The following is an 18,814-nucleotide window of genomic DNA, read 5'->3' as shown; positions in this document are numbered from 1 at the left end:
ACAACGCAGCGCGGGGCAAGCCCGCTCACTACAAGCACGGAATTTTAGGCAAAAAAAAGCCTGCATCTCTGCAGGCTTCTCTTTATGTCGCTATCTGGCTCCACGACCTGGACTCGAACCAGGGACCCAATGATTAACAGTCATTTGCTCTACCAACTGAGCTATCGCGGAATGCGCCGTATGTTACTGATTAAAAAGGGGAAGTCAAGCTTTCTCTGGCAACTCGGTCGATTAATCCGGATGGCCGGTTGAAAGCGGGTGTTCCCTGGCCAACTCCAGCCAGGCCAGCGCAGCCGGTGGCAGGTGGGCGCTGGCACGCCAGGCCAGGGCGATGTGCCAGTCGGTGTGGGGTTCATCCAAGGGGATCAGGGCGATGCCCGGGTGCTGATGTTTGTGGGCGAGCATGCGCGGCAGGAAGGCGACGCCCAGCCCGGCGGACACCAGGTCGACGATGAAGTCGATCTGCCCGCTGCGGGCGGTCACCCGGGGCGTGACACCTTTGCGCTCACAGGCGGCGAGGATCTTGGCGTTCAGGGCAAAACCGGCTTCGAACAGGATAAACGGTGAGTCTGCGAGGTCGGTGAAGTCGATACGTGTGCGCTGCGCCAGTGGGTGGCTCACGGGCAGCACGGCCATCAGCGGTTCATTGCGCACTGGCTGATAGTCGAAGCCTTCATCTATAGGCAACAACAGCGCCGCCAGGTCGATCTCCCCCGCTTCCAGGCATTCGCGCAGTTTTTTGCTGCCGTATTCGGTGAGTTCGATTTCGATGTCCGGGTAGCGACTGCGGTAGGTGGCGAACATCGCCGCAAACAATACGCCGCAGCCTACCGGTGGCAAGCCGATGCGCAGCAGGCCGCGTTTGAGGTCGCGCAGGTCGTTGATTTCGGCGACTAGGTCGTTGCGCTCGGCGAGCAGCACCAGGGCGCGGCGGTAGGCAATTTCGCCGGCTGCGGTGAGTTCGTTGCGATGCCCCAGGCGATTGAGCAGCGGCGCGCCCAGCTCGTCTTCCAGGGTCTTGACCGCCTTGCTCACCGTAGACTGGGTCAACGACACCACTTCAGCCGCCTGGGAGAAGCCGCCCTGGCGCACCACCTCGACAAAGGCGCGTAATGTTCTGAGGTTCATCGGTATTCCCTTCGCGACTGACTACTAGCGATAAAAGTTGTTTTTATCATGCCAGAAGTTTGCCTATCCTGAGCCACCTTGCCTTGTGGAGCCACTGTTCATGATCATCTCGTCCGCCTCCGACTACCGCGCAGCTGCCCAGCGCAAGCTGCCGCGCTTTCTGTTCGACTACATCGACGGCGGCGCCTACGCCGAACACACGTTGCGCGCGAACAGTTCGGACCTGGCCGAGATCAGCCTGCGCCAGCGCATCCTGCGCAACGTCGACAACCTGAGCCTCAAGACCACGCTGTTCGGCCAGGAACTGGACATGCCAGTGATCCTCAGCCCCGTGGGCCTGACCGGCATGTATGCACGACGCGGTGAAGTGCAGGCAGCGAAGGCGGCGGCGAACAAGGGCATTCCGTTCTGCCTGTCGACCGTGTCGGTGTGCCCGATTGAAGAGGTGGCGTCGCAAAGTGCCCGGGCGATCTGGTTCCAGCTCTATGTGCTCAAGGACCGCGGCTTCATGCGCAATGCGCTGGAGCGTGCGCAAGCGGCGGGCGTCACCACTCTGGTGTTTACCGTCGACATGCCCACACCCGGCGCACGCTACCGGGACGCCCATTCAGGCATGTCCGGGCCGTTCGCGGCTTCGCGGCGCATGTTGCAGGCGGTCACCAAGCCGCAATGGGCCTTCGATGTGGGCGTGATGGGCCGCCCTCACGACCTGGGCAACATCTCCAAGTACCTAGGCAAACCTACGCACCTGGAAGACTACATCGGCTGGCTGGCGAACAATTTCGACGCGTCCATCAGCTGGAAAGACCTGGAGTGGATCCGTGATTTCTGGAAGGGCCCGATGATCATCAAGGGCATCCTCGATCCACAGGACGCCAAGGACGCGGTGAGTTTCGGCGCCGACGGCATTGTGGTGTCCAACCATGGCGGACGCCAGCTGGACGGCGTGCTCTCCACCGCCAAGGCCTTGCCGCCGATTGCCGACGTGGTCGGCGACGACCTCACGGTGCTGGTGGATTCGGGCATCCGCTCCGGGCTCGATGTGGTGCGCATGCTCGCCCTGGGTGCCAAGGCGTGCTTGCTGGGCCGCGCCACCGCCTACGCGCTGGCCGCCGACGGCCAGAGCGGCGTGGAAAACCTGCTGGATATCTTCGCCAAGGAAATGCGCGTGGCGATGACCCTGACCGGGGTCACCTCCATCGCGCAGATCGACCGCTCGACGCTGGTCTAACCCTGCTGCTCGACGATCCCACGGGCTTTGAGTTGGGCCAGTTGCTCGGCTGACAAGCCCAAGCGCTGCCCGAGGATGTCGTCGGTGTGCTGCCCCAGCCTCGGCGCCGGCCGCAGGTATTCCACGGGCGTGCCAGACATCTTGATCGGGCTGCCGACCATGGCGAAGTCCGGGTTCTGCGGGTGGGGGATCTTCACCAGCAAATTGCGCGCAATCACCTGGGGCTCTTCCAGGGATTGGGCAATGGAATTGATCGCCCCCACCGGCACTTTTGAAGCGTGAATGCAGGCCACCCATTCATCGGCGCTGCGCCCGAGGAAATGCGCCGAGAGCAACGCCACGATCTCTTCACGGTGAGCCACGCGGTCGGCATTGCGGCGAAAGCGCGGGTCATCCGGCAAATGCGGCAAACCGATGCTCTGGCACAGGGCGATAAACTGGCTGTCGTTGCCGCAGGCAATAATGAAGTCGCGGTCAGCGGCGCGGAACACCTGGTACGGCACGATATTGGCGTGGGCATTGCCGTAGCGCTGCGGCACCTTGCCCGAGGCCAGGTAGTTCATGCTTTGGTTGGCCAAGGTGGCGACCTGCACATCCAGCAACGCCATATCAATGTATTGGCCGACGCAGGTGCGCTCGCGGCTGAGCAACGCGGCCTGGATCGCCACGGTGGAATACAGGCCGGTCATCAGGTCGGAAAACGCCACGCCGACTTTTTGCGGACCGCCGCCCGGCAAGTCATCACGCTCGCCAGTGATGCTCATCAAGCCGCCAATGCCCTGGATAATGAAGTCATAACCCGGCTCTTCGGCACGCGGGCCGGTCTGACCGAAGCCGGTGATGGAGCAGTACACCAGGCGCGGGTTGATCTCGGCCAGGGTCGCGTAATCCAGGCCATAACGGGCCAGAGAGCCGGCCTTATAGTTCTCGATCAATACATCGGAGCTGGCCGCCAACGCCCGCACCAGCTCCTGGCCTTCCGGGCTGGCCAGGTCGATAGCCACCGACAACTTGCCACGATTGGTCGACTGATAATACGACGCCTCGCCGGACGACTCGCCGGTGTCGGTCTTCATCCAGGGCGGGCCCCAGCCACGGGTGTCGTCGCCACTTTGGGGACGCTCGATCTTCACCACTTCGGCACCGAGGTCTGCCAACACTTGCCCACACCAGGGGCCGGCCAACACACGGCTTAAATCCAATACTCGCAAACCTGTCAAAGCACCCATTGTTCTTATCCTGTGAGGTTGGCAAATCAGCCGACAGTCGGCTCTTCATGGCGCAGGGAAACACCCAGCATCGCCCGCCGCCGCAGCCAGGGGCTGGGGCGGTAGCGCGGGTCGTGGGTGAGTTCACTCATGCGCTGCAAAATCGTGAGGAGGCGTCGCGGCCCAAGGGCATCGCCCCAGGCCAGCGGGCCCTGTGGATACCCCAGGCCCAGGTGCACCGCCTGGTCGATATCGTCGACGCTGGCGATGCGCTGCTGGGCGATATCGCAGGCCAGGTTGACCACCATCGCCAGGGTGCGCTGGGCGACAAAACCCACGCTGTCGCCGATCACCGTCACCCCTGCTCCGTCTGCTGCCAGCAAGGCATGGGCAGCGTCGCGCATGGCGGGGGCTGTGAGCGGGTTTTGCATCAGGGTGCGGTGGCGCGACAGGTCCGTCAGCAGGTCGATACACAAGGTACGCGCCGGGTCGGTATCAAAACGCACGCAGGCGCTGGTGGCGTCACGGCCGTACGGCGCCAGCAGGCACAGTGCCTGGGGCGAAGGCTGCGCGGCGTGTTCCAGATGGGCGCCAAGGTCGATCACCAGGGCGCTCAGGCGCTCATAGTCTTCGCTGTTTTCGGTGGCGATCCACACCGGGGGTGGCTGCTGCACCGTGGGCACCGGCTGAGGCAGCGGGCCATTGATGAGCTGGCCGTTCTCATAGTGATAGAAGCCCTGCCCCGTCTTGCGCCCCAGGCGGCCGCCCACCAGCATCTGCCGAGTCAGGGCCGATGGCCGGTAGCGCGGCTCCTGGTAGAACTGGTTGTAGATCGACTCCATCACCGGGTGGGACACGTCCAGCCCGGTCAGGTCCAGCAACTCCAGCGGCCCCATGCGAAACCCGGCGCCGTCGCGCAGGATGCGGTCGATATCACCGCGCTCGGCAATGCCCTCGTCGAGCATCTTCAAGGCTTCGGTGCCGTAGGCGCGGCCGGCGTGGTTGACGATGAAACCGGGGGTGTCCTTGGCACGCACGCCGCGATGGCCGGTGCGTGCGACCAGCGCCAGCAGCGCATCGCCGACGGCGGGCGCGGTGGCCAGGCCGTCGATCACCTCCACGACGCGCATCAACGGCACCGGGTTGAAGAAGTGCAGCCCGGCCACACGCTCGGGGTGCTGGCAACCGGCGGCAATGGCCGTGACCGACAGTGAAGAGGTGTTGGTGGCCAGGATGCAGGTCGGGCGGACGATGCCTTCCAGCTGCTGCAGCAGGCCGCGTTTGGCGTCGAGGTTTTCCACGATGGCTTCGACGATGAGGTCGCAATCCTTCAGGTCGTCGATCACGCCAGCGACCTGCAGGTTGGCGAGTGCCGCGTCCATCGCCGCCTGGCTGATCTTGCCCTTGCCCACCAGCTTGGCGAAGGTCGCGCCGAGGTTATCCCGCGCCGATTGCGCAGCCCCGTCACGCGCGTCGAACAACCGCACCGTCACGCCCGCCTGGGCAGCGATTTGCGCAATGCCCGCGCCCATGACGCCAGTGCCCACCAAACCCAAGGTGTTGATCGTGTGGCTCATGCTTATTCCCCCCGATAGTGCGGCGTGCGCTTCTCGAAGAACGCGGCGGCGCCCTCCTTCTGGTCCTTGGAGTCGAACAGCAATTGGAACGCCTTGCGCTCCAGCACCAGGGCGCTTTCCAGCGGCAAGTCGGCGCCGGCCAACATCACCTCCTTGATCTGCTCCACCGCCAAAGGCGGCAACGCGGCGATCTGCGCGGCCAGTTCCAGGGCGCGAGGTAATGTTTGATCGTCAGGGACCATCTCGCTGAGCATGCCCATGGCCAGGGCTTCCGGCGCAGAGACCATGCAACCGGTGAGCGCAATGCGCATCGCCTGGAATTTGCCCACTGCACGAATCAAACGTTGGGTCCCGCCCGCCCCTGGCATCAAGCCGAGCTTCACTTCCGGCTGGGCAAACCGCGCCGACTCCCCGGCCACAATCAAGTCGCAGTGCATCGCCAATTCGCACCCACCGCCCAGGGCAAACCCGTTGACCGCCGCAATCACCGGCTTGGGGCAGCGGCTAATGGCTTCCCACAGGTACTCGGTGTGGCGGCGGTACATATCGATTGCGCCTGCGCTGGCGAACTCCTTGATGTCCGCGCCAGCGACGAAGAATTGCTCGCCACCGGTGAGCACGATGGCACGCACATCGCGGCGCTTGGCCAAGTCACGAAAGTGCTCGGCCAGTGCTTCGCGCACCTGGGCATTGAGGGCGTTCTTCACGTCGGGGCGGTGGATACGCACCACGGCCACGCCATTGTCCTGGACGTCGAGGGTCACCACGGATGGGTTTGCGCTGGTCACATTCACTCCTGCTGCAACGTTCTTGTAGTTGGATCACTATTAGTTTCGCTATGCGAAATAACATTCCGTATTTAGCGATAATCATAGGTATCGGCTCTGCGGGTGTAAACGTAAAAACCTGAACGCATTTGTAAATGGCCTATAAGCCTTTGTTTTTAAGGTTTTTATCAGTCACTGGAGCCGCACTTTAAAAATTTGCTTAGTTTCGCTGTGCGGAATACTATTTTGTTTTGTTGATTTTATAAAAAAATGAGGCTTACCATGCGCCGTCGAAACCTGGATGCGGACAGCACCGAAGTGCCTGCAGGCCACACCGCCTTCGAGCATGTGCTGATTGACCCCATGAACAGCGATGAGGAGGAAGACAAGGACCGCCAGTTCGTCACCGCCCTGGCGCGCGGCCTGGAACTGCTGCGCTGCTTCACGCCGAGCGAGAGTGTGCTGGGCAACCAGGAACTGGCGCGCAAGACCGGGCTGCCAAAGCCGACGATCACGCGGATGACCCACACCCTGATGCGCTTGGGTTACCTCAAGCAAATGCCGCAGTCGGGTCGGTATCAGCTGGACGTGGGCGTGATGGCCTTCGGTTACGCCATGTTGTCGAACCTGTCGGTACGGGCCGTGGCCCACCCGTTGATGGAGACCATGGCCAAGTACGCCCAGGCCGCCGTCGCGATGGCCACTCGGGACCGCCTCGATGCGGTGTACCTGGACGTGGTCCAGGGCGAAGCGAACATGACCATGCGCCGCCAGGTCGGTACGCGGTTGCCGTTGCACTTGAGTTCAGCAGGCCGCGCCTGCCTGGCAGCGATGCCGGAAAACGAGCGGGAGTTCATTCTCGACCACATCCGCCAGCGTCATCTGGAGGAGTGGCCAACCATCCGCAAGGGGCTGGAACGCGCCTTCCGGGACTACACCGACTTCGGCTATTGCATGTCGATCGGTGAGTGGCACCGCGATGTCAACGCCATCGCCGTACCACTGCGGCACGCGCAACACGGCTTGCTGGCGTTCAACTGTGGCGGACCGAGTTTCCACCTCTCGCGGGAGAAACTCGAAGACGACATCGGCCCACGCCTCAAGCACATGGTGAACAACATCGAGGCCGCCACCCGCTAGCTGGACCGGTGCATGGCCTCGGCAGATCGACGATAACAGGCCCGCCAAACGGGCCGCTGAGGAATGCACATGATCCGAGACGCACAAACGCTTCATATCCTGGTGGACGCCATCGCGCAGTTCGTCGACGAAGCGCTGATCCCACGGGAAAACGAAGTCGCCGAGACCGATGAAATCCCGGCGGACATCGTCAGCCAGTTCCAGGACATGGGCCTGTTCGGCCTGACCATTCCCGAAGCCTACGGCGGCCTGGGCCTGACCATGGAAGAAGAGGTGACCATCGCCTTTGAACTGGGGCGCACCTCGCCGGCGTTCCGTTCCTACTTCGGCACCAACAATGGCATTGGCTCCATCGGCATCCTGCTAGACGGCACCGACGCACAAAAAGAGCACTACCTGCCGTTGCTGGCCAGCGGCGATCTGCTCAGCTCGTTCTGCCTGACCGAACCCGATTCCGGCTCCGACGCCGCCTCGCTGAAAACCACCGCCGTGCGCGATGGCGACCACTACGTGATCAACGGCACCAAGCGCTTTATCACCAACGCACCCCACGCCGGCATTTTCACGGTGATGGCACGCACAGACTCGACGATCAAAGGCTCGGGTGGCATCAGCGCATTCATCGTTGAGCGTGACACCCCCGGCCTGTCCCTGGGCAAGCGCGACCACAAGATGGGCCAGCAAGGTGCCCACACCAGCGACGTGATTTTCGACAATGTGCGCGTACCCGCCAGCCAGTTGATCGGCGGCGTTGAAGGCGTGGGCTTCAAGACCGCCATGAAGGTGCTCGACAAGGGTCGCCTGCACATCGCCGCCGTCAGTGTCGGTGCTGCGGAACGCATGTTGAATGACGCCCTGCACTACGCCATCGAGCGCAAGCAGTTCGGCCAACCGATCGCCGAGTTCCAGTTAATCCAGGCGATGCTCGCCGACAGCAAGGCTGAGATCTACGCCGCCCGCTGCATGGTGCTGGACGCCGCGCGCAAGCGCGATGAAGGCCAGGACATCGGCACCGAAGCCTCGTGCTCGAAGATGTTCGCCACCGAAATGTGCGGCCGCGTCGCCGACCGCTGTGTGCAAATCCATGGCGGCGCCGGCTACATCAGCGAATACGCCATCGAACGGTTCTACCGGGATGTGCGCTTGTTCCGCCTGTATGAGGGCACGACGCAGATCCAGCAGTTGGTGATTGCCCGCAACATGATTCGCGCGGCGCAACGCTAGGTTTCACCGCTTCACCCATACCCAATGCCCTAACAACTACAAACAAGGTATCGCTATGGAAGTCGCCGCATCGGCGGGCGCGTTGTCGCCTGCAAAAAGCAAACTGTGGATTGTTGTGTTCGCCTTCTGCTTCCTCGGCCTGTTGATCGATGGTGCAGACCTGATGTTGCTGTCTTACAGCCTCAGCAGCCTCAAGGCTGAGTTTGGCCTGACCAGTGTCGAGGCCGGCAGCCTGGGCAGCTTCACCCTGGCCGGCATGGCCATCGGCGGCATCTACGGCGGCTGGGCCTGCGACCGTTTCGGTCGGGTGAAAACCGTGGTGTGGAGCATCGTGCTGTTCTCTGTCGGCACGGCGGTGCTGGGCATGACCCACAGTTATTGGCAGTTCGCGAGTACACGGTTTTTCGCCTCCCTGGGCCTGGGCGCCCTCTACGTGGCGTGCAACACCCTGATGGCCGAATACGTACCGACACGTTATCGCACCACCGTACTCGGCACCTTGCAGGCCGGCTGGTCGGTGGGCTACATCGTCGCCACGTTGCTGGCGGGCTGGATCCTGCCTGAGCACGGCTGGCGCTGGCTCTTCTACGTGGCAATCATCCCGGTGATCCTGGCGGTGCTGATGCAGCGCCTGGTGCCGGAGCCCCAGGCCTGGATCACCGCCAATGCCGAGCGCGCCAAAGAGAAAGCCAACGGCAAGCGCCAGGCCACGCTGAAAAAGCCCGACGGCATGTTCAAGCTGATCTTCAGCGACCCGAAAGCCAGCCGCATGTTTCTGCTGTGGGCGCTCACCGCAGGCTTCCTGCAGTTCGGCTACTACGGCGTGAACAACTGGATGCCGTCCTACCTGGAAAGCGAATTGGGGATGAACTTCAAATCGATGACCAGCTACATGGTCGGCACTTATGCCGCGATGATTTTCGGCAAGATCCTCGCCGGCCTTGCGGCAGATCGTTTAGGCCGCCGCACCGTGTTCGCCTTCGGCGCCCTGGGCACGGCGATCTTCCTGCCGGTGATCGTGTTGTACCAGAGCCCCGAGAACATCCTGTGGATGCTGGTGGTGTTCGGCTTCCTGTACGGGATTCCCTACGGTGTGAACGCTACCTACATGACAGAAAGCTTCGAGGCGAAATTTCGCGGTTCGGCAGTGGGCGGCGCCTACAACATCGGGCGTATTGGCGCAGCAGTGGCGCCGGCGGCCATCGGTTTCCTGGCGTCCCACGGCTCCATCGGCATGGGCTTCCTGGTGATGGGCGGTGCGTACTTTATTTGTGGTGTGATCCCGGCGTTGTTTATCCGCGATAAACAGTTCGATCCCCAAAAACAGTAAGGCCGCCCGCTTAGTTGCCAAATAACTGGCGTCACCTTTCAGCGACTGTCTTCGAGATTGAAAACAGTCGCTTGATTTATAAGGCGTTTTATTCCAGAGAAACGATTTGGCATGAATCTCGCTCTAACCTTTTCCAAGCAGGTTAAGCGATGACAAGACGTGCGGCAGTACCCAGGGGTTATAACCCTTGGCAAAGCGGTTTAAACTGTTTCCAATGTTTTACGGAACTGAAGGAACAGTAAGACGCTTGGCACTCGCCACTCTCATCGAGCCTGTAAGACAGTAAGTGCTTAGAGGCCGATCGCTTATGAAAACACCGACCCAGACCCACGCAATTGACTTCGACAGTGCCAAATTGCAACGCCTGGGCTTTGGTCAGCCTTCCCTCCTCCCCATTCGCCGCCCTGCGTCGATCGCTCAACTGCGCCAGCAATTGGGCCTGCACTTGCAAACCAGCCTGGAGCCGGAGCGCATCCTCGGCCTGTTTTTCCGCGAGATCCAACGCCTTGTCCCTTTGGACGCCCTGCATTATCGCCACGAAGCCAGCGACCTGCGCCTGGAGTTCGGCCATCGCGGCCATCACTCGGTGAGCTACACCTTGAGCCATGAAGGCGAGCACCTGGGCGAGCTGATCTTCCGTCGCAACCAGCGCCTGGTCGAAGAAGAACTCGGGCAGCTCGAATCGTTGTTGGCCACCTTGCTGTACCCCATGCGCAACGCCCTGCTCTACCGCGCCGCCACCCGCAGCGCCCTGCGCGACCCCTTGACCGAAACCGGCAACCGCATCGCCATGGACCAGACCCTGCAACGGGAAATCGACATGGCACGTCGGCATCTGAGCCCGCTGTCTTTACTGATGCTGGACATCGACCACTTCAAGAAAATCAACGACACCCACGGCCATGCCGCCGGCGACAACGTGCTGCGCGCCGTGGCGGGAGCGATCAAGGGTCAGTTGCGGAATGTGGACATGGTGTTTCGGTTTGGCGGGGAAGAGTTTCTGATCCTGCTGTCGAACACCGGCCGGGAAGCGGCGGCGATGGTCGGTGAGCGCCTGCGCCAGGCGGCACAAGCCCAGGATTATTGGGCGGACGGTACACGGATCGAATTGACGGTGAGCCTGGGTTGCTCGACCTTGTTGGCGGCAGAGACCGCTGACAGCTTGTTGCGCCGCGCCGACAACGCGCTGTACGTGGCCAAGCGCGAAGGCCGCAACCGCTTGGCAATGGCGGGGTAAGCACCCCGCCATCACGCTTACATCACGCTTCGCTGGCCACGCGCGCCTGGCGCTCGCGAACGGCTACGGGCGTCTTTTCCTTTTCTTTCTCCAGGCGCATGCAGCTCTCCAGGAAGAGGTACATGTAGTCGTAGCTCTTGCACACCGCCTGGCGCAACTCCACCTGCAGGGCCTTGCTCGGGTTCATTCCGGCCAGGGTGCAGATGATTTCCAGGGCTTCCCACGGGTGGGCATCGTCGTACTGGGCGTGCATCTTCAGCCACTTCATTGCACGCTTGCGGTCTTCCTCAGGGAAGGCTGCCGCGTACACACCGGTGGAACACACCACGGCGGACCACTCCCCAGTGGCCCCCTCAATGGCGTAGTTGGTCGCGGCAATCGCCACGATCAACGCATCGGCCGAGCTGGTGTGCCAGCACCAATGGCTCAGTGCGTGCAACTCAGGCGGTACATTCTGCGCCTGCAGTTCTTCGAGGCTGACACCATGTGCCCGCGCCCAATGCACCCAATAATCAGCGTGGTTCAGTTCCACGCGAATATTGCGCATCAGCCACCGGCGCGCCATATCCTCCCCAGGATGGCGGGCAAACTTGGTCTTGGTGAGGTTCTGTGCCATGTACAAGGCAAACTGTTCCACCACGGGCCAGCCACCGATCAGGTAGTGGCGCATGGTCTTGGCGCTGAGCGTGTTGTCGCGCATGCGCTGGTACAGTTCGTGCTCGACAACTCGGCGCTTGCTCTCGCTACAGTCCTGGATCAATTGCTGCGCCCAGGCGGGGTAACTCGAGGCTTCCATAAGCGGGCCGGTTCTGTTGAATGTGTCGATCACTGTAGGGCTCCTTTTTAAGTGTGATAGTACAGACCAGCAAAGTTTTCAGCGGAATGTGCCGGGCGCCTTGAACAGCAGAGGCTGCGGCCGCACAGGTCGACACTGCAAGCTATCAAAGGTAAACAATTGCGGTCGTTCAATCAGGTAACCCTGAGCGTAATCCACACCTATCTCAAGTAAAGCCTGTTCGATTTGCGGTGTTTCAACAAACTCGGCAATTGTGCGCTTACCCATGACATGGCCAATGTGATTGATCACTTCGACCATCGCGCGGTTAATCGGGTCGTCCAGCATATCCTTTACGAAACTTCCATCGATCTTCAGGAAGTCTACAGGTAAATGTTTGAGATAAGCGAATGAGGACATACCGGCACAAAAGTCATCAAGGGAGAAATGACAACCTAACGCCTTGAGTTCATTGATAAAACGTATCGCGCTACCTAAATTCGCTATAGCGCTGGTTTCTGTTATTTCAAAACAGATCATCGTCGGTGGAATGTTATAAGCCTGAAACTTCTCATGCAGAAAACCGAGAAAATCATCATCGCCAATAGTAATACCTGACAGATTAATCGCACACATCGCCATGGGTCGGCCTGGGCGCTCACGCATACAGTTGGCGATGATCTTGAAGACGTTCTCAACCACCCAGCGATCCAACGAGGTCATCAAGCCGTAACGTTCGGCCGCTGGAATAAAACTGTCGGGCAGGATGATCCGGCCGGCCTCGTCATGCAGGCGCAGCAGGATCTCGATATGGCCGTCGCCCCCATCGGTGTGGCCCAGTGGCGAGATTTCCTGTGCATACAGGCAAAAGCGGTTCTCCTCCAATGCCATGTGCAGGCGCTGTACCCAGGCCATTTCGCCAAAACGCAGCGACAGCTCCGAGTCATCGGCATGGTAGACCTGCACGCGGTTGCGGCCTTTTTCCTTGGCCATGTAGCAGGCCATGTCGGCGGCGCGCAACGAGGTTTCCAGGGTGGTGGGCGCTTGCGAGATATGCACCAGCCCGATACTGACCGTGGTCATGAACGGCCGGCCCTTCCACACGAAATGCAGGCTTTGCACGGTATGGCGCAGGCTCTCGGCGATCTTTTCCGCGACCGGCGCCGGGCAGTTCTCCAGCAGGATGCCGAACTCATCGCCCCCCAGCCGCGCCAGGGTGTCACCCTCGCGCAGGTCCGATTGCAGCAGCGCACAGATATGCCGCAGCAGCTCATCACCGGCCGCGTGGCCACAGGTGTCGTTGACCAGCTTGAACTGGTCCAGGTCCAGGAACATCAACGCATGCCGACCGCCCGGCTGACGCCCCACCTGCTGCAGCACCTGCTCCAGGCGGAACTCGAACTCGCGGCGGTTGGCCAGGCCGGTCAACGCGTCGTGGGTCGCTTGCCAGGACAGGTTGGCGATGTATTGGCGTTCCTGGGTCATGTCATGCAGCACCAGCACCGCCCCGCTGACTTTGCCGGCGCTGCGGATCGGCGCGCCCACCAGGGTCACCGAGACTGTGCTGCCGTCCAGGCGCTGGATCAGTTTGGAATGCTCGCTGCCACCACTGAGCTGGCCCTTGATGATGTGCTCGATCAAGGTGAAGCCGTCAGGCTCGGCGTTCTCATCCAGCAGGTTGAACAACGCCGCCAGCGGCAGGCCCTGGGCCTGGGCCGACTTCCAGTGGGTGAGCGCCTCGGCGGCCGGGTTCATGTAGGCGATGGCGCCATCGACGTCGGTGGTGATCACCCCGTCGCCGATCGATTCGAGGGTGATCTGCGCCCGCTCCTTTTCCACCTGCAGGGCGTCGGCGAACGCATGGCGCTGGGTCAGCAATTTGTGGGTGCGCAACAATGCCAGGGCGATCAAGCCCAAGGCGGTGGCCAGGTTGGTGATCAACAGCAACCTCAGGATGACTCGCGAGCCTTCGCCCAATGCATCACTGAACGCCTTGGCGGCCGGGGTGACCCCGTCGTTGATGCCGATGATGCGCGCCTTCCACTCTCGCACGTCGCCGCTGCTGACTTGATTGGCCGTGATCGCCCGGTGCATGGTCTTCGCCAGGTCATCCAATTGCACGAGGTAGCCGTCGCCCACGGTCCACAGCTCAATGGCTTTTTCCAGGTAACTGAAATGGCGGAAGTTGAGGTACAGCCAGATCAGGCTGGAGACGTCGTCCGGGTGGTTGCCGCCCTTGAGAATGCCCAGGCGCGCTGCGGCCAGGTCGGGCGTGGAATGGTCCAGGGCGATGCGCAGCTCATGCCCGCCCTGGGGCACGGCGATGGCTTGCTGGTACTTGAGGTAGGTGGCTTCGTCGCGGTTGTCGGCGTACAGCGTCAGGTAGTAGATGGCGTCTTTCTGGCCCTTGGACCACAGGCTTTCGCCCGCCACATAACCGCGCACGGCCGAGAGCACGTAGAGGCTGACGCAGCCCAATAATGCCTGGAACAGCACCACCGCGATAAAGGGCCAGACGATACCCAATAGTCGAGGCGTGCTTAACGTCGTTCCGAGAGTCCGCTTTTGCTTCATGAGGTCCCTTGCACAAGCACTACCAAAAAACGGCGAGTGGTTAACGCTCCTGACAGCACAGCCTTGGCGGAATTCGCCCGGCCCGACCAAACGGACCGCGTCGATTCAAGCACCCGCGCCGTATTAAAGGAGCAGGTAGGCCGCTATTTCCTGGGGAGACTCTCGTACTAATCACACAAAACCATTGCAAACTCAGCATCAACGCACTTGCTGCAAATGCCCGTATAGCTTGGCGTACAGGCCACCGTCGGCAATCAGCTGCTGATGGTCGCCATCCTCGGCAATATGCCCACCATCAAACACCAACACCCGGTCAGCCTGTTTCACCGCTGAAAGCCGGTGGGCGATGATCAGTGTAGTACGCCCACTGAGAAACCGCGCCAGCGCCTGGTGCAGGTTGTACTCGGTGGCAGCGTCCAGGGCAGAGGTGGCTTCGTCGAGGATCACTACCTTGGGCTCGGCCAGGACCATGCGCGCAATGGCCAGGCGTTGGCGCTGGCCGCCGGAAAAACGTACACCCGAGCGCCCCACCACACTGTCCAGGCCCAGGGGCAATGCCTTGACGGTAGCATCCAGCTGGGCGATTTCCAGTGCCTGCCAGCACGCCTGGTCCGAGCGTTCGCGGCCCATGGTCAAGTTGGCGCGCACCGTATCGTTGAACAGCGCCGGGTGTTGCAGCACCACGGCGACGTTCTCGCGAATGGTCTCCAGGCCGATTGCCTGCTGGGTCGCCCCGCCAAAACGAATGCTGCCCGCCTGCGGCGTGTAGAGCCCCAGCAGCAGTTGCACCAGGGTACTTTTGCCACCGCCGCTGGCACCGACAATCGCCACCTTCTCGCCCGGCGCAATGGCCAGGTTCAGCTGGTCGAGCACCAGGTCTTCGCCGTAGCCAAAATTGAGGCCACGCACCTCGATACCGACGGTTTCGCGCCCGATGAACGGGTCTTCACCGCCGGGATATTGGGGCTCGTCGGCACGCGCCAGCAGCTCGTTGATCCGCGTCAGCGCCCCACCTGCCGCGTAGTAGGCATATTGCAGGTTCAACAGTTGCTCCACCGGGCCGATCATGAACCACAGGTAGCTGAACACCGCGAGCATCTGGCCGATGGAGAGGTCGGAAAACAACACGGTGAGCATCGCTGCCGCGCGGAAGATGTCGATGCCGAACTGAAACAGCAGCCCGCTGGCGCGACTCGATGCGTCGCTCTTCCATTGGGAGTTGATCGCGTAGTCACGCACCTCCTGGGCCCGCTGGCCGAGGCGGCCGAGGAAGAAGCCCTGGCGGTTGCCGGCGCGCACTTCCTGGATCGCGTCCAGGGTTTCCGTCAGGGCCTGGGTGAAGCGCGACGTGCTGTCGTTCTCCAGTTTCTTCAGGTGTTTGACGCGTTTGCCCAACTGCACGGTGGCGTAGATCACCAGCGGGTTGAACAGCAGGATCAGCAACGCCAGTTGCCAATGCATCCACACCAGGATCGCCGAAGTGCCCACCAGCGTGAGCATCGCCACCAGGAAGCGGCTGAGGGTTTCGCCGACAAACTTGTCCAGCGTGTCCAGGTCGGTGACCAGGTGCGTAGTCACCGTGCCACTGCCCAAGCTTTCGTATTCCCCCAGGGAAATGCGCTTGAGCCGTTCGATCAAACGCACGCGGATACGGTAGACGATGTCCTTGGCCAACCGCGCGAACAACCGCGCCTGCACCACGTTGAACACCAGCGCGCCGCAGCGCAGCAGCAGGGTCACCAGCAGCATCAGGCCGATATAGCCCGCCGCTTTTTGCCAGCCCAGGGGCAGCGCGTGGTTCATGACTTTCAGGGCGGCATCACCGTGGCCGAGTAGCACTTCGTCTACCAGCAACGGCAATAGCAGGGGGATGGGCACGCTGCACAGGGTCGCCAGCACGGCGACGCCATTGGCGATCCACAGGGATTTCTTGTGACGCAGGGCCAGGCGGCGAATTTCCGCCCAGGTCAGGCAATCAGTGCGTTTGGGCTGCTCAGTGAGGTCAGGCTGGTCATGCACAGGCTGCTCGCTCCAGCCATCGGCCCAGCAGCGGCGACAGCTCGGACAACGGTTGGTAGCCGTTGGTCAGCAAGGCCAACTGGCCATTGCGTTCGGCCAGCAGCGTCGGGAAACCGGCAATGCCCAGGTCCTGCACCCAGGTGAAGTCGGCGGCCGTGGCGGCATGCTGCTCGGCGCGGTCGAAGGCGCCGGCAAATTCGATACGCGGAATGCCCGCCTCTTCGGCCAACTCCACCAGCACGCTGGCGAGGGTCACGTCACGGCCCTCGACATAAAACGCCCGCTGGATCAGCCCCAGCAGCTTCCATGCACAATCCGGCGCGAGGCTGCGTGCGGTGACGATCGCGCGGCAGGCAGGCTCGGTGTCGTACACAAAACCGTCAGGCAGCGCGCCTTCGCGTTTGAACGGCTGGCCGGTGGCCTCGGTGACCGCCTGCCAGTGTTCGAGGATGTAGCGCCGAGTGGTCGGCTCCAGCGCCGCACCACTGCCGGTGCGCAAGCCGCCCACCACCAGGTGCAGCTCAACGCCGGCCGCCTGGGCCTGCTCCACCAACGCCTCGGCCACCGGGGCAAAACCCCAGCACCAGGAACACATCGGGTCCATCACATAGAGCAGGCGCGCGGGCATGGGTCAGGCCTCGGAAGATGATTGCTTATAGTTGAAGCCAATCGGGTGCGGCATATTGCGGGCCTTGGCCAGCTCAATCTGCTTTTGCCGGTCAATCGCGCTGCGACGGGTCTTCTCCGGCAGCTTATCCCAGCAATGCGGGCAACTGATGCCCGCCACATAGTGCTCGGACGCACGGTCTTCGACGCTCACCGGTGTGCGGCAGGCATGACATTGATCGTAGTCGCCTTCGCTCAAGTCGTGGCGCACGGTCACACGGTTGTCGAACACAAAGCAGTCGCCCTGCCATTTGGTTTCTTCCTGCGGCACCTCTTCCAGGTACTTCAGGATGCCACCCTTGAGGTGGTAGACCTCATCGAAGCCTTCGCTGAGCATGTAGCTCGATGCCTTTTCGCAACGGATGCCACCGGTGCAGAACATGGCGACCTTCTTGTGCTTGGCCGGGTCGAAGTTGGCTTTGATATAGTCGGGAAATTCGCGAAAACTGGTGGTTTTCGGGTCGATTGCACCTTCAAAGGTGCCGATGGACACTTCGTAGTCGTTACGGGTGTCGATCAGCAGCACTTCCGGGTCGCTGATCAGCGCGTTCCAGTCCTGCGGGTCGACGTAGGTGCCGACCTTTTTGTTCGGGTCCACGCCTTCGACGCCCAGGGTCACGATCTCTTTCTTGAGCTTGACCTTGGTGCGGTAGAACGGCTGCTCGTCGCAGTAGGATTCCTTGTGGTCGATGTCGACCATGCGCGGGTCGGTCTTGAGCCACGCGATCAGGCCATCAATGCCTTCGCGGCTGCCGGAAACGGTACCATTGATGCCTTCTTCGGCGATCAGCAAGGTGCCTTTGATGCCGTTATCGACCATCGCCTGCAACAGTGGCTCGCGCAGGGCAACGTAATCTTCGAGGGTGACGAACTTATACAGTGCCGCCACGACAATCGGTTGAGTCATGGGTGTTCTCTCCAGGTGGCTACCCTCGTAAGGGGTGAACCGGATGCAAAAAAAACGCGCCGGCTAAGCGGCGCGTTGCGGATTCTAACAAAACATCGCTCTCTGTAGGAGCTGGCTTGCCAGCGTTTGCGGTGAACCTGACACACCGAGGTGTGAGGATCGCCCTCAAGCGGGCGCCTACAGATCAGTGCTTGCTACCGCCGGCGCAGGTCGGCGAGGCCGGGGCTGCGTCGATTTTCGCCCATTCTTCAGGCGTGTAGGTATGCAGCGCCAGCGCATGAAACTCGCTCATCAGGTCACCCAGGGTGGCGTAGACCTTCTGGTGGCGCTTGACGCGGTTGAGCCCCTCGAATTGCGAGCTGACCAGCACGGCCTTGAAGTGGGTCTGCAACCCACGGCTGTGCATGTGGCTTTCGTCCAGCACGCTCAAGTGGTCGGTGCCCAGGGCGGCAAGCGCCGTTTCGATACGCTGTCGCATGGTCATTCCTGCTTACTTCTTCTTGGCCGGAGCGGCGGCTTTAGGCGTCAGCTCGTTGGTCATGTCTTCCAGCAGTTTGTTCACCACCGGCACGGCGCTTTCCAGCTTGGCCTGGGTCATCTGGGCCGACTGTTGAGTCAGCTGCGGCATTTTTTCCAGGACTTTCTTGCCCAGTGGCGACTGGTAGAAGGCAACCAGGTCCTTGAGCTCGGATTCGCTGAAGTTGCTGGTGTAGAGCTTGACCATGTCCGGCTTCAGCTTCGGCCAGCCAATGGCCTGGTCCAGCGCGGCGTTGGCCTTGGCCTGGTAGCTGTCCAGCACGGACTGCTTGGCGGCAGGCGCCTTGGTTTGTTCGAAACGCTGGGCGAACATTTGCTGCACTTGCATGTACACCGGGGTACCCAGCTTGTCGGCATGGGCCAGGGTAAGGAAGGCTTCGGCACTGGCGTTGTGGCTGGCGGTATCGGCAAAAACCTGGCCGCTGGCGCAAACCAGAGCAACCGCGGTACAGATGGCACGAAGACGAGTCATCGAGTTTCCTTTTCTAGCAGGC

Annotated in this window: 16 protein-coding genes and 1 tRNA gene; 5 read left to right on the top strand and 12 right to left on the bottom strand. The window is 61.6% G+C overall.

Annotated features, from left to right (window positions below; translation table 11 throughout):
• Window positions 1-95 precede the first annotated feature (95 nt).
• Both AC07OV_RS21740 and AC07OV_RS21735 read right to left on the bottom strand, forming a co-directional pair.
• A tRNA-Asn gene (locus AC07OV_RS21740) sits at window positions 96-171 on the bottom strand.
• A 60-nt stretch (window positions 172-231) separates the two neighbouring features.
• Window positions 232-1,128 (bottom strand): LysR family transcriptional regulator, encoded by an 897-nt coding sequence (locus tag AC07OV_RS21735; RefSeq protein WP_495092944.1) that lies wholly within the window; start codon window positions 1,126-1,128, stop codon window positions 232-234.
• A gap of 100 nt (window positions 1,129-1,228) precedes the next feature.
• Here AC07OV_RS21735 and lldD point away from each other — a divergent pair, with 100 nt between their 5' ends.
• Window positions 1,229-2,359, top strand: a complete 1,131-nt coding sequence (gene lldD, locus AC07OV_RS21730) for an FMN-dependent L-lactate dehydrogenase LldD (protein WP_176998111.1) — start codon at window positions 1,229-1,231, stop codon at window positions 2,357-2,359.
• Here the strand turns inward: lldD and AC07OV_RS21725 are convergent.
• From AC07OV_RS21725 to AC07OV_RS21715, 3 genes are read right to left on the bottom strand one after another with little or no spacing between them, the layout of a single operon-like run.
• A complete protein-coding gene (locus AC07OV_RS21725; RefSeq protein WP_495092943.1) occupies window positions 2,356-3,588 on the bottom strand; it encodes a CaiB/BaiF CoA transferase family protein in 1,233 nt (410 codons plus the stop codon). The genes lldD and AC07OV_RS21725 overlap by 4 nt on opposite strands.
• A gap of 26 nt (window positions 3,589-3,614) precedes the next feature.
• Window positions 3,615-5,144, bottom strand: a complete 1,530-nt coding sequence (locus tag AC07OV_RS21720; protein ID WP_495092942.1) for a 3-hydroxyacyl-CoA dehydrogenase — start codon at window positions 5,142-5,144, stop codon at window positions 3,615-3,617.
• A 2-nt stretch (window positions 5,145-5,146) separates the two neighbouring features.
• Complete coding sequence (locus AC07OV_RS21715) at window positions 5,147-5,932, bottom strand: enoyl-CoA hydratase (protein ID WP_495092941.1); 786 nt, start codon at window positions 5,930-5,932, stop codon at window positions 5,147-5,149.
• A gap of 261 nt (window positions 5,933-6,193) precedes the next feature.
• Here AC07OV_RS21715 and AC07OV_RS21710 point away from each other — a divergent pair, with 261 nt between their 5' ends.
• The 4 genes from AC07OV_RS21710 to AC07OV_RS21695 all read left to right on the top strand — a co-directional run bounded on the left by AC07OV_RS21710 (window position 6,194) and on the right by AC07OV_RS21695 (window position 10,842).
• A complete protein-coding gene (locus AC07OV_RS21710) occupies window positions 6,194-7,051 on the top strand; it encodes an IclR family transcriptional regulator (protein ID WP_495092940.1) in 858 nt (285 codons plus the stop codon).
• 69 nt (window positions 7,052-7,120) lie between these two features.
• Window positions 7,121-8,275 carry an acyl-CoA dehydrogenase family protein gene (locus AC07OV_RS21705; RefSeq protein WP_494997388.1) on the top strand — a complete coding sequence of 385 codons (1,155 nt, stop codon included), beginning with the start codon at window positions 7,121-7,123 and terminating at the stop codon, window positions 8,273-8,275.
• A gap of 55 nt (window positions 8,276-8,330) precedes the next feature.
• On the top strand, window positions 8,331-9,605 hold the full coding sequence (locus AC07OV_RS21700) for an MFS transporter (protein WP_495092939.1): 1,275 nt from the start codon (window positions 8,331-8,333) through the stop codon (window positions 9,603-9,605).
• Between the two features lie 307 nt (window positions 9,606-9,912).
• Window positions 9,913-10,842, top strand: a complete 930-nt coding sequence (locus AC07OV_RS21695) for a GGDEF domain-containing protein (protein ID WP_495092938.1) — start codon at window positions 9,913-9,915, stop codon at window positions 10,840-10,842.
• A 22-nt stretch (window positions 10,843-10,864) separates the two neighbouring features.
• On the opposite strand, the gene AC07OV_RS21690 is transcribed toward AC07OV_RS21695, so the two are convergent.
• The 7 genes from AC07OV_RS21690 to AC07OV_RS21660 form a co-directional block, all read right to left on the bottom strand.
• Window positions 10,865-11,638 (bottom strand): iron-containing redox enzyme family protein, encoded by a 774-nt coding sequence (locus AC07OV_RS21690; RefSeq protein ID WP_218172755.1) that lies wholly within the window; start codon window positions 11,636-11,638, stop codon window positions 10,865-10,867.
• A 78-nt stretch (window positions 11,639-11,716) separates the two neighbouring features.
• Window positions 11,717-14,191: an EAL domain-containing protein gene (locus AC07OV_RS21685; RefSeq protein ID WP_495092937.1), complete on the bottom strand. Its 2,475-nt coding sequence runs from the start codon at window positions 14,189-14,191 to the stop codon at window positions 11,717-11,719.
• A gap of 198 nt (window positions 14,192-14,389) precedes the next feature.
• A complete protein-coding gene (locus AC07OV_RS21680) occupies window positions 14,390-16,210 on the bottom strand; it encodes an ABC transporter ATP-binding protein (RefSeq protein ID WP_495092936.1) in 1,821 nt (606 codons plus the stop codon).
• Window positions 16,203-16,805, bottom strand: coding sequence for a DsbA family protein (locus AC07OV_RS21675; RefSeq protein WP_176998115.1), 603 nt, complete (start codon window positions 16,803-16,805; stop codon window positions 16,203-16,205). The genes AC07OV_RS21680 and AC07OV_RS21675 overlap by 8 nt, the downstream gene beginning before the upstream one ends.
• A gap of 36 nt (window positions 16,806-16,841) precedes the next feature.
• Window positions 16,842-17,783, bottom strand: coding sequence for an oxygen-dependent tRNA uridine(34) hydroxylase TrhO (trhO, locus tag AC07OV_RS21670; RefSeq protein ID WP_176998100.1), 942 nt, complete (start codon window positions 17,781-17,783; stop codon window positions 16,842-16,844).
• Between the two features lie 184 nt (window positions 17,784-17,967).
• Complete coding sequence (locus AC07OV_RS21665; RefSeq protein ID WP_495092935.1) at window positions 17,968-18,267, bottom strand: BolA family protein; 300 nt, start codon at window positions 18,265-18,267, stop codon at window positions 17,968-17,970.
• A gap of 6 nt (window positions 18,268-18,273) precedes the next feature.
• Window positions 18,274-18,792 carry a DUF2059 domain-containing protein gene (locus tag AC07OV_RS21660; RefSeq protein WP_010567461.1) on the bottom strand — a complete coding sequence of 173 codons (519 nt, stop codon included), beginning with the start codon at window positions 18,790-18,792 and terminating at the stop codon, window positions 18,274-18,276.
• Window positions 18,793-18,814 lie beyond the last annotated feature (22 nt).

The organism is Pseudomonas sp. GW821-FHT09A09 (assembly GCF_059418405.1).
The sequence above is the reverse complement of the archived record's forward strand: the minus strand, read 5'-3'. Positions and strand labels throughout refer to the sequence as shown.

Coding starts and splice junctions, on each gene's coding strand:
- AC07OV_RS21735 (WP_495092944.1), bottom strand. CDS start 1,128: ATGAACCTCAGAACATTACGCGCCTTTGTCGAGGTGGTGCGCCAGGGC.
- lldD (WP_176998111.1), top strand. CDS start 1,229: ATGATCATCTCGTCCGCCTCCGACTACCGCGCAGCTGCCCAGCGCAAG.
- AC07OV_RS21725 (WP_495092943.1), bottom strand. CDS start 3,588: ATGGGTGCTTTGACAGGTTTGCGAGTATTGGATTTAAGCCGTGTGTTG.
- AC07OV_RS21720 (WP_495092942.1), bottom strand. CDS start 5,144: ATGAGCCACACGATCAACACCTTGGGTTTGGTGGGCACTGGCGTCATG.
- AC07OV_RS21710 (WP_495092940.1), top strand. CDS start 6,194: ATGCGCCGTCGAAACCTGGATGCGGACAGCACCGAAGTGCCTGCAGGC.
- AC07OV_RS21705 (WP_494997388.1), top strand. CDS start 7,121: ATGATCCGAGACGCACAAACGCTTCATATCCTGGTGGACGCCATCGCG.
- AC07OV_RS21700 (WP_495092939.1), top strand. CDS start 8,331: ATGGAAGTCGCCGCATCGGCGGGCGCGTTGTCGCCTGCAAAAAGCAAA.
- AC07OV_RS21695 (WP_495092938.1), top strand. CDS start 9,913: ATGAAAACACCGACCCAGACCCACGCAATTGACTTCGACAGTGCCAAA.
- AC07OV_RS21690 (WP_218172755.1), bottom strand. CDS start 11,638: ATGGAAGCCTCGAGTTACCCCGCCTGGGCGCAGCAATTGATCCAGGAC.
- AC07OV_RS21685 (WP_495092937.1), bottom strand. CDS start 14,191: ATGAAGCAAAAGCGGACTCTCGGAACGACGTTAAGCACGCCTCGACTA.
- AC07OV_RS21675 (WP_176998115.1), bottom strand. CDS start 16,805: ATGTGTTCCTGGTGCTGGGGTTTTGCCCCGGTGGCCGAGGCGTTGGTG.
- trhO (WP_176998100.1), bottom strand. CDS start 17,783: ATGACTCAACCGATTGTCGTGGCGGCACTGTATAAGTTCGTCACCCTC.
- AC07OV_RS21665 (WP_495092935.1), bottom strand. CDS start 18,267: ATGACCATGCGACAGCGTATCGAAACGGCGCTTGCCGCCCTGGGCACC.
- AC07OV_RS21660 (WP_010567461.1), bottom strand. CDS start 18,792: ATGACTCGTCTTCGTGCCATCTGTACCGCGGTTGCTCTGGTTTGCGCC.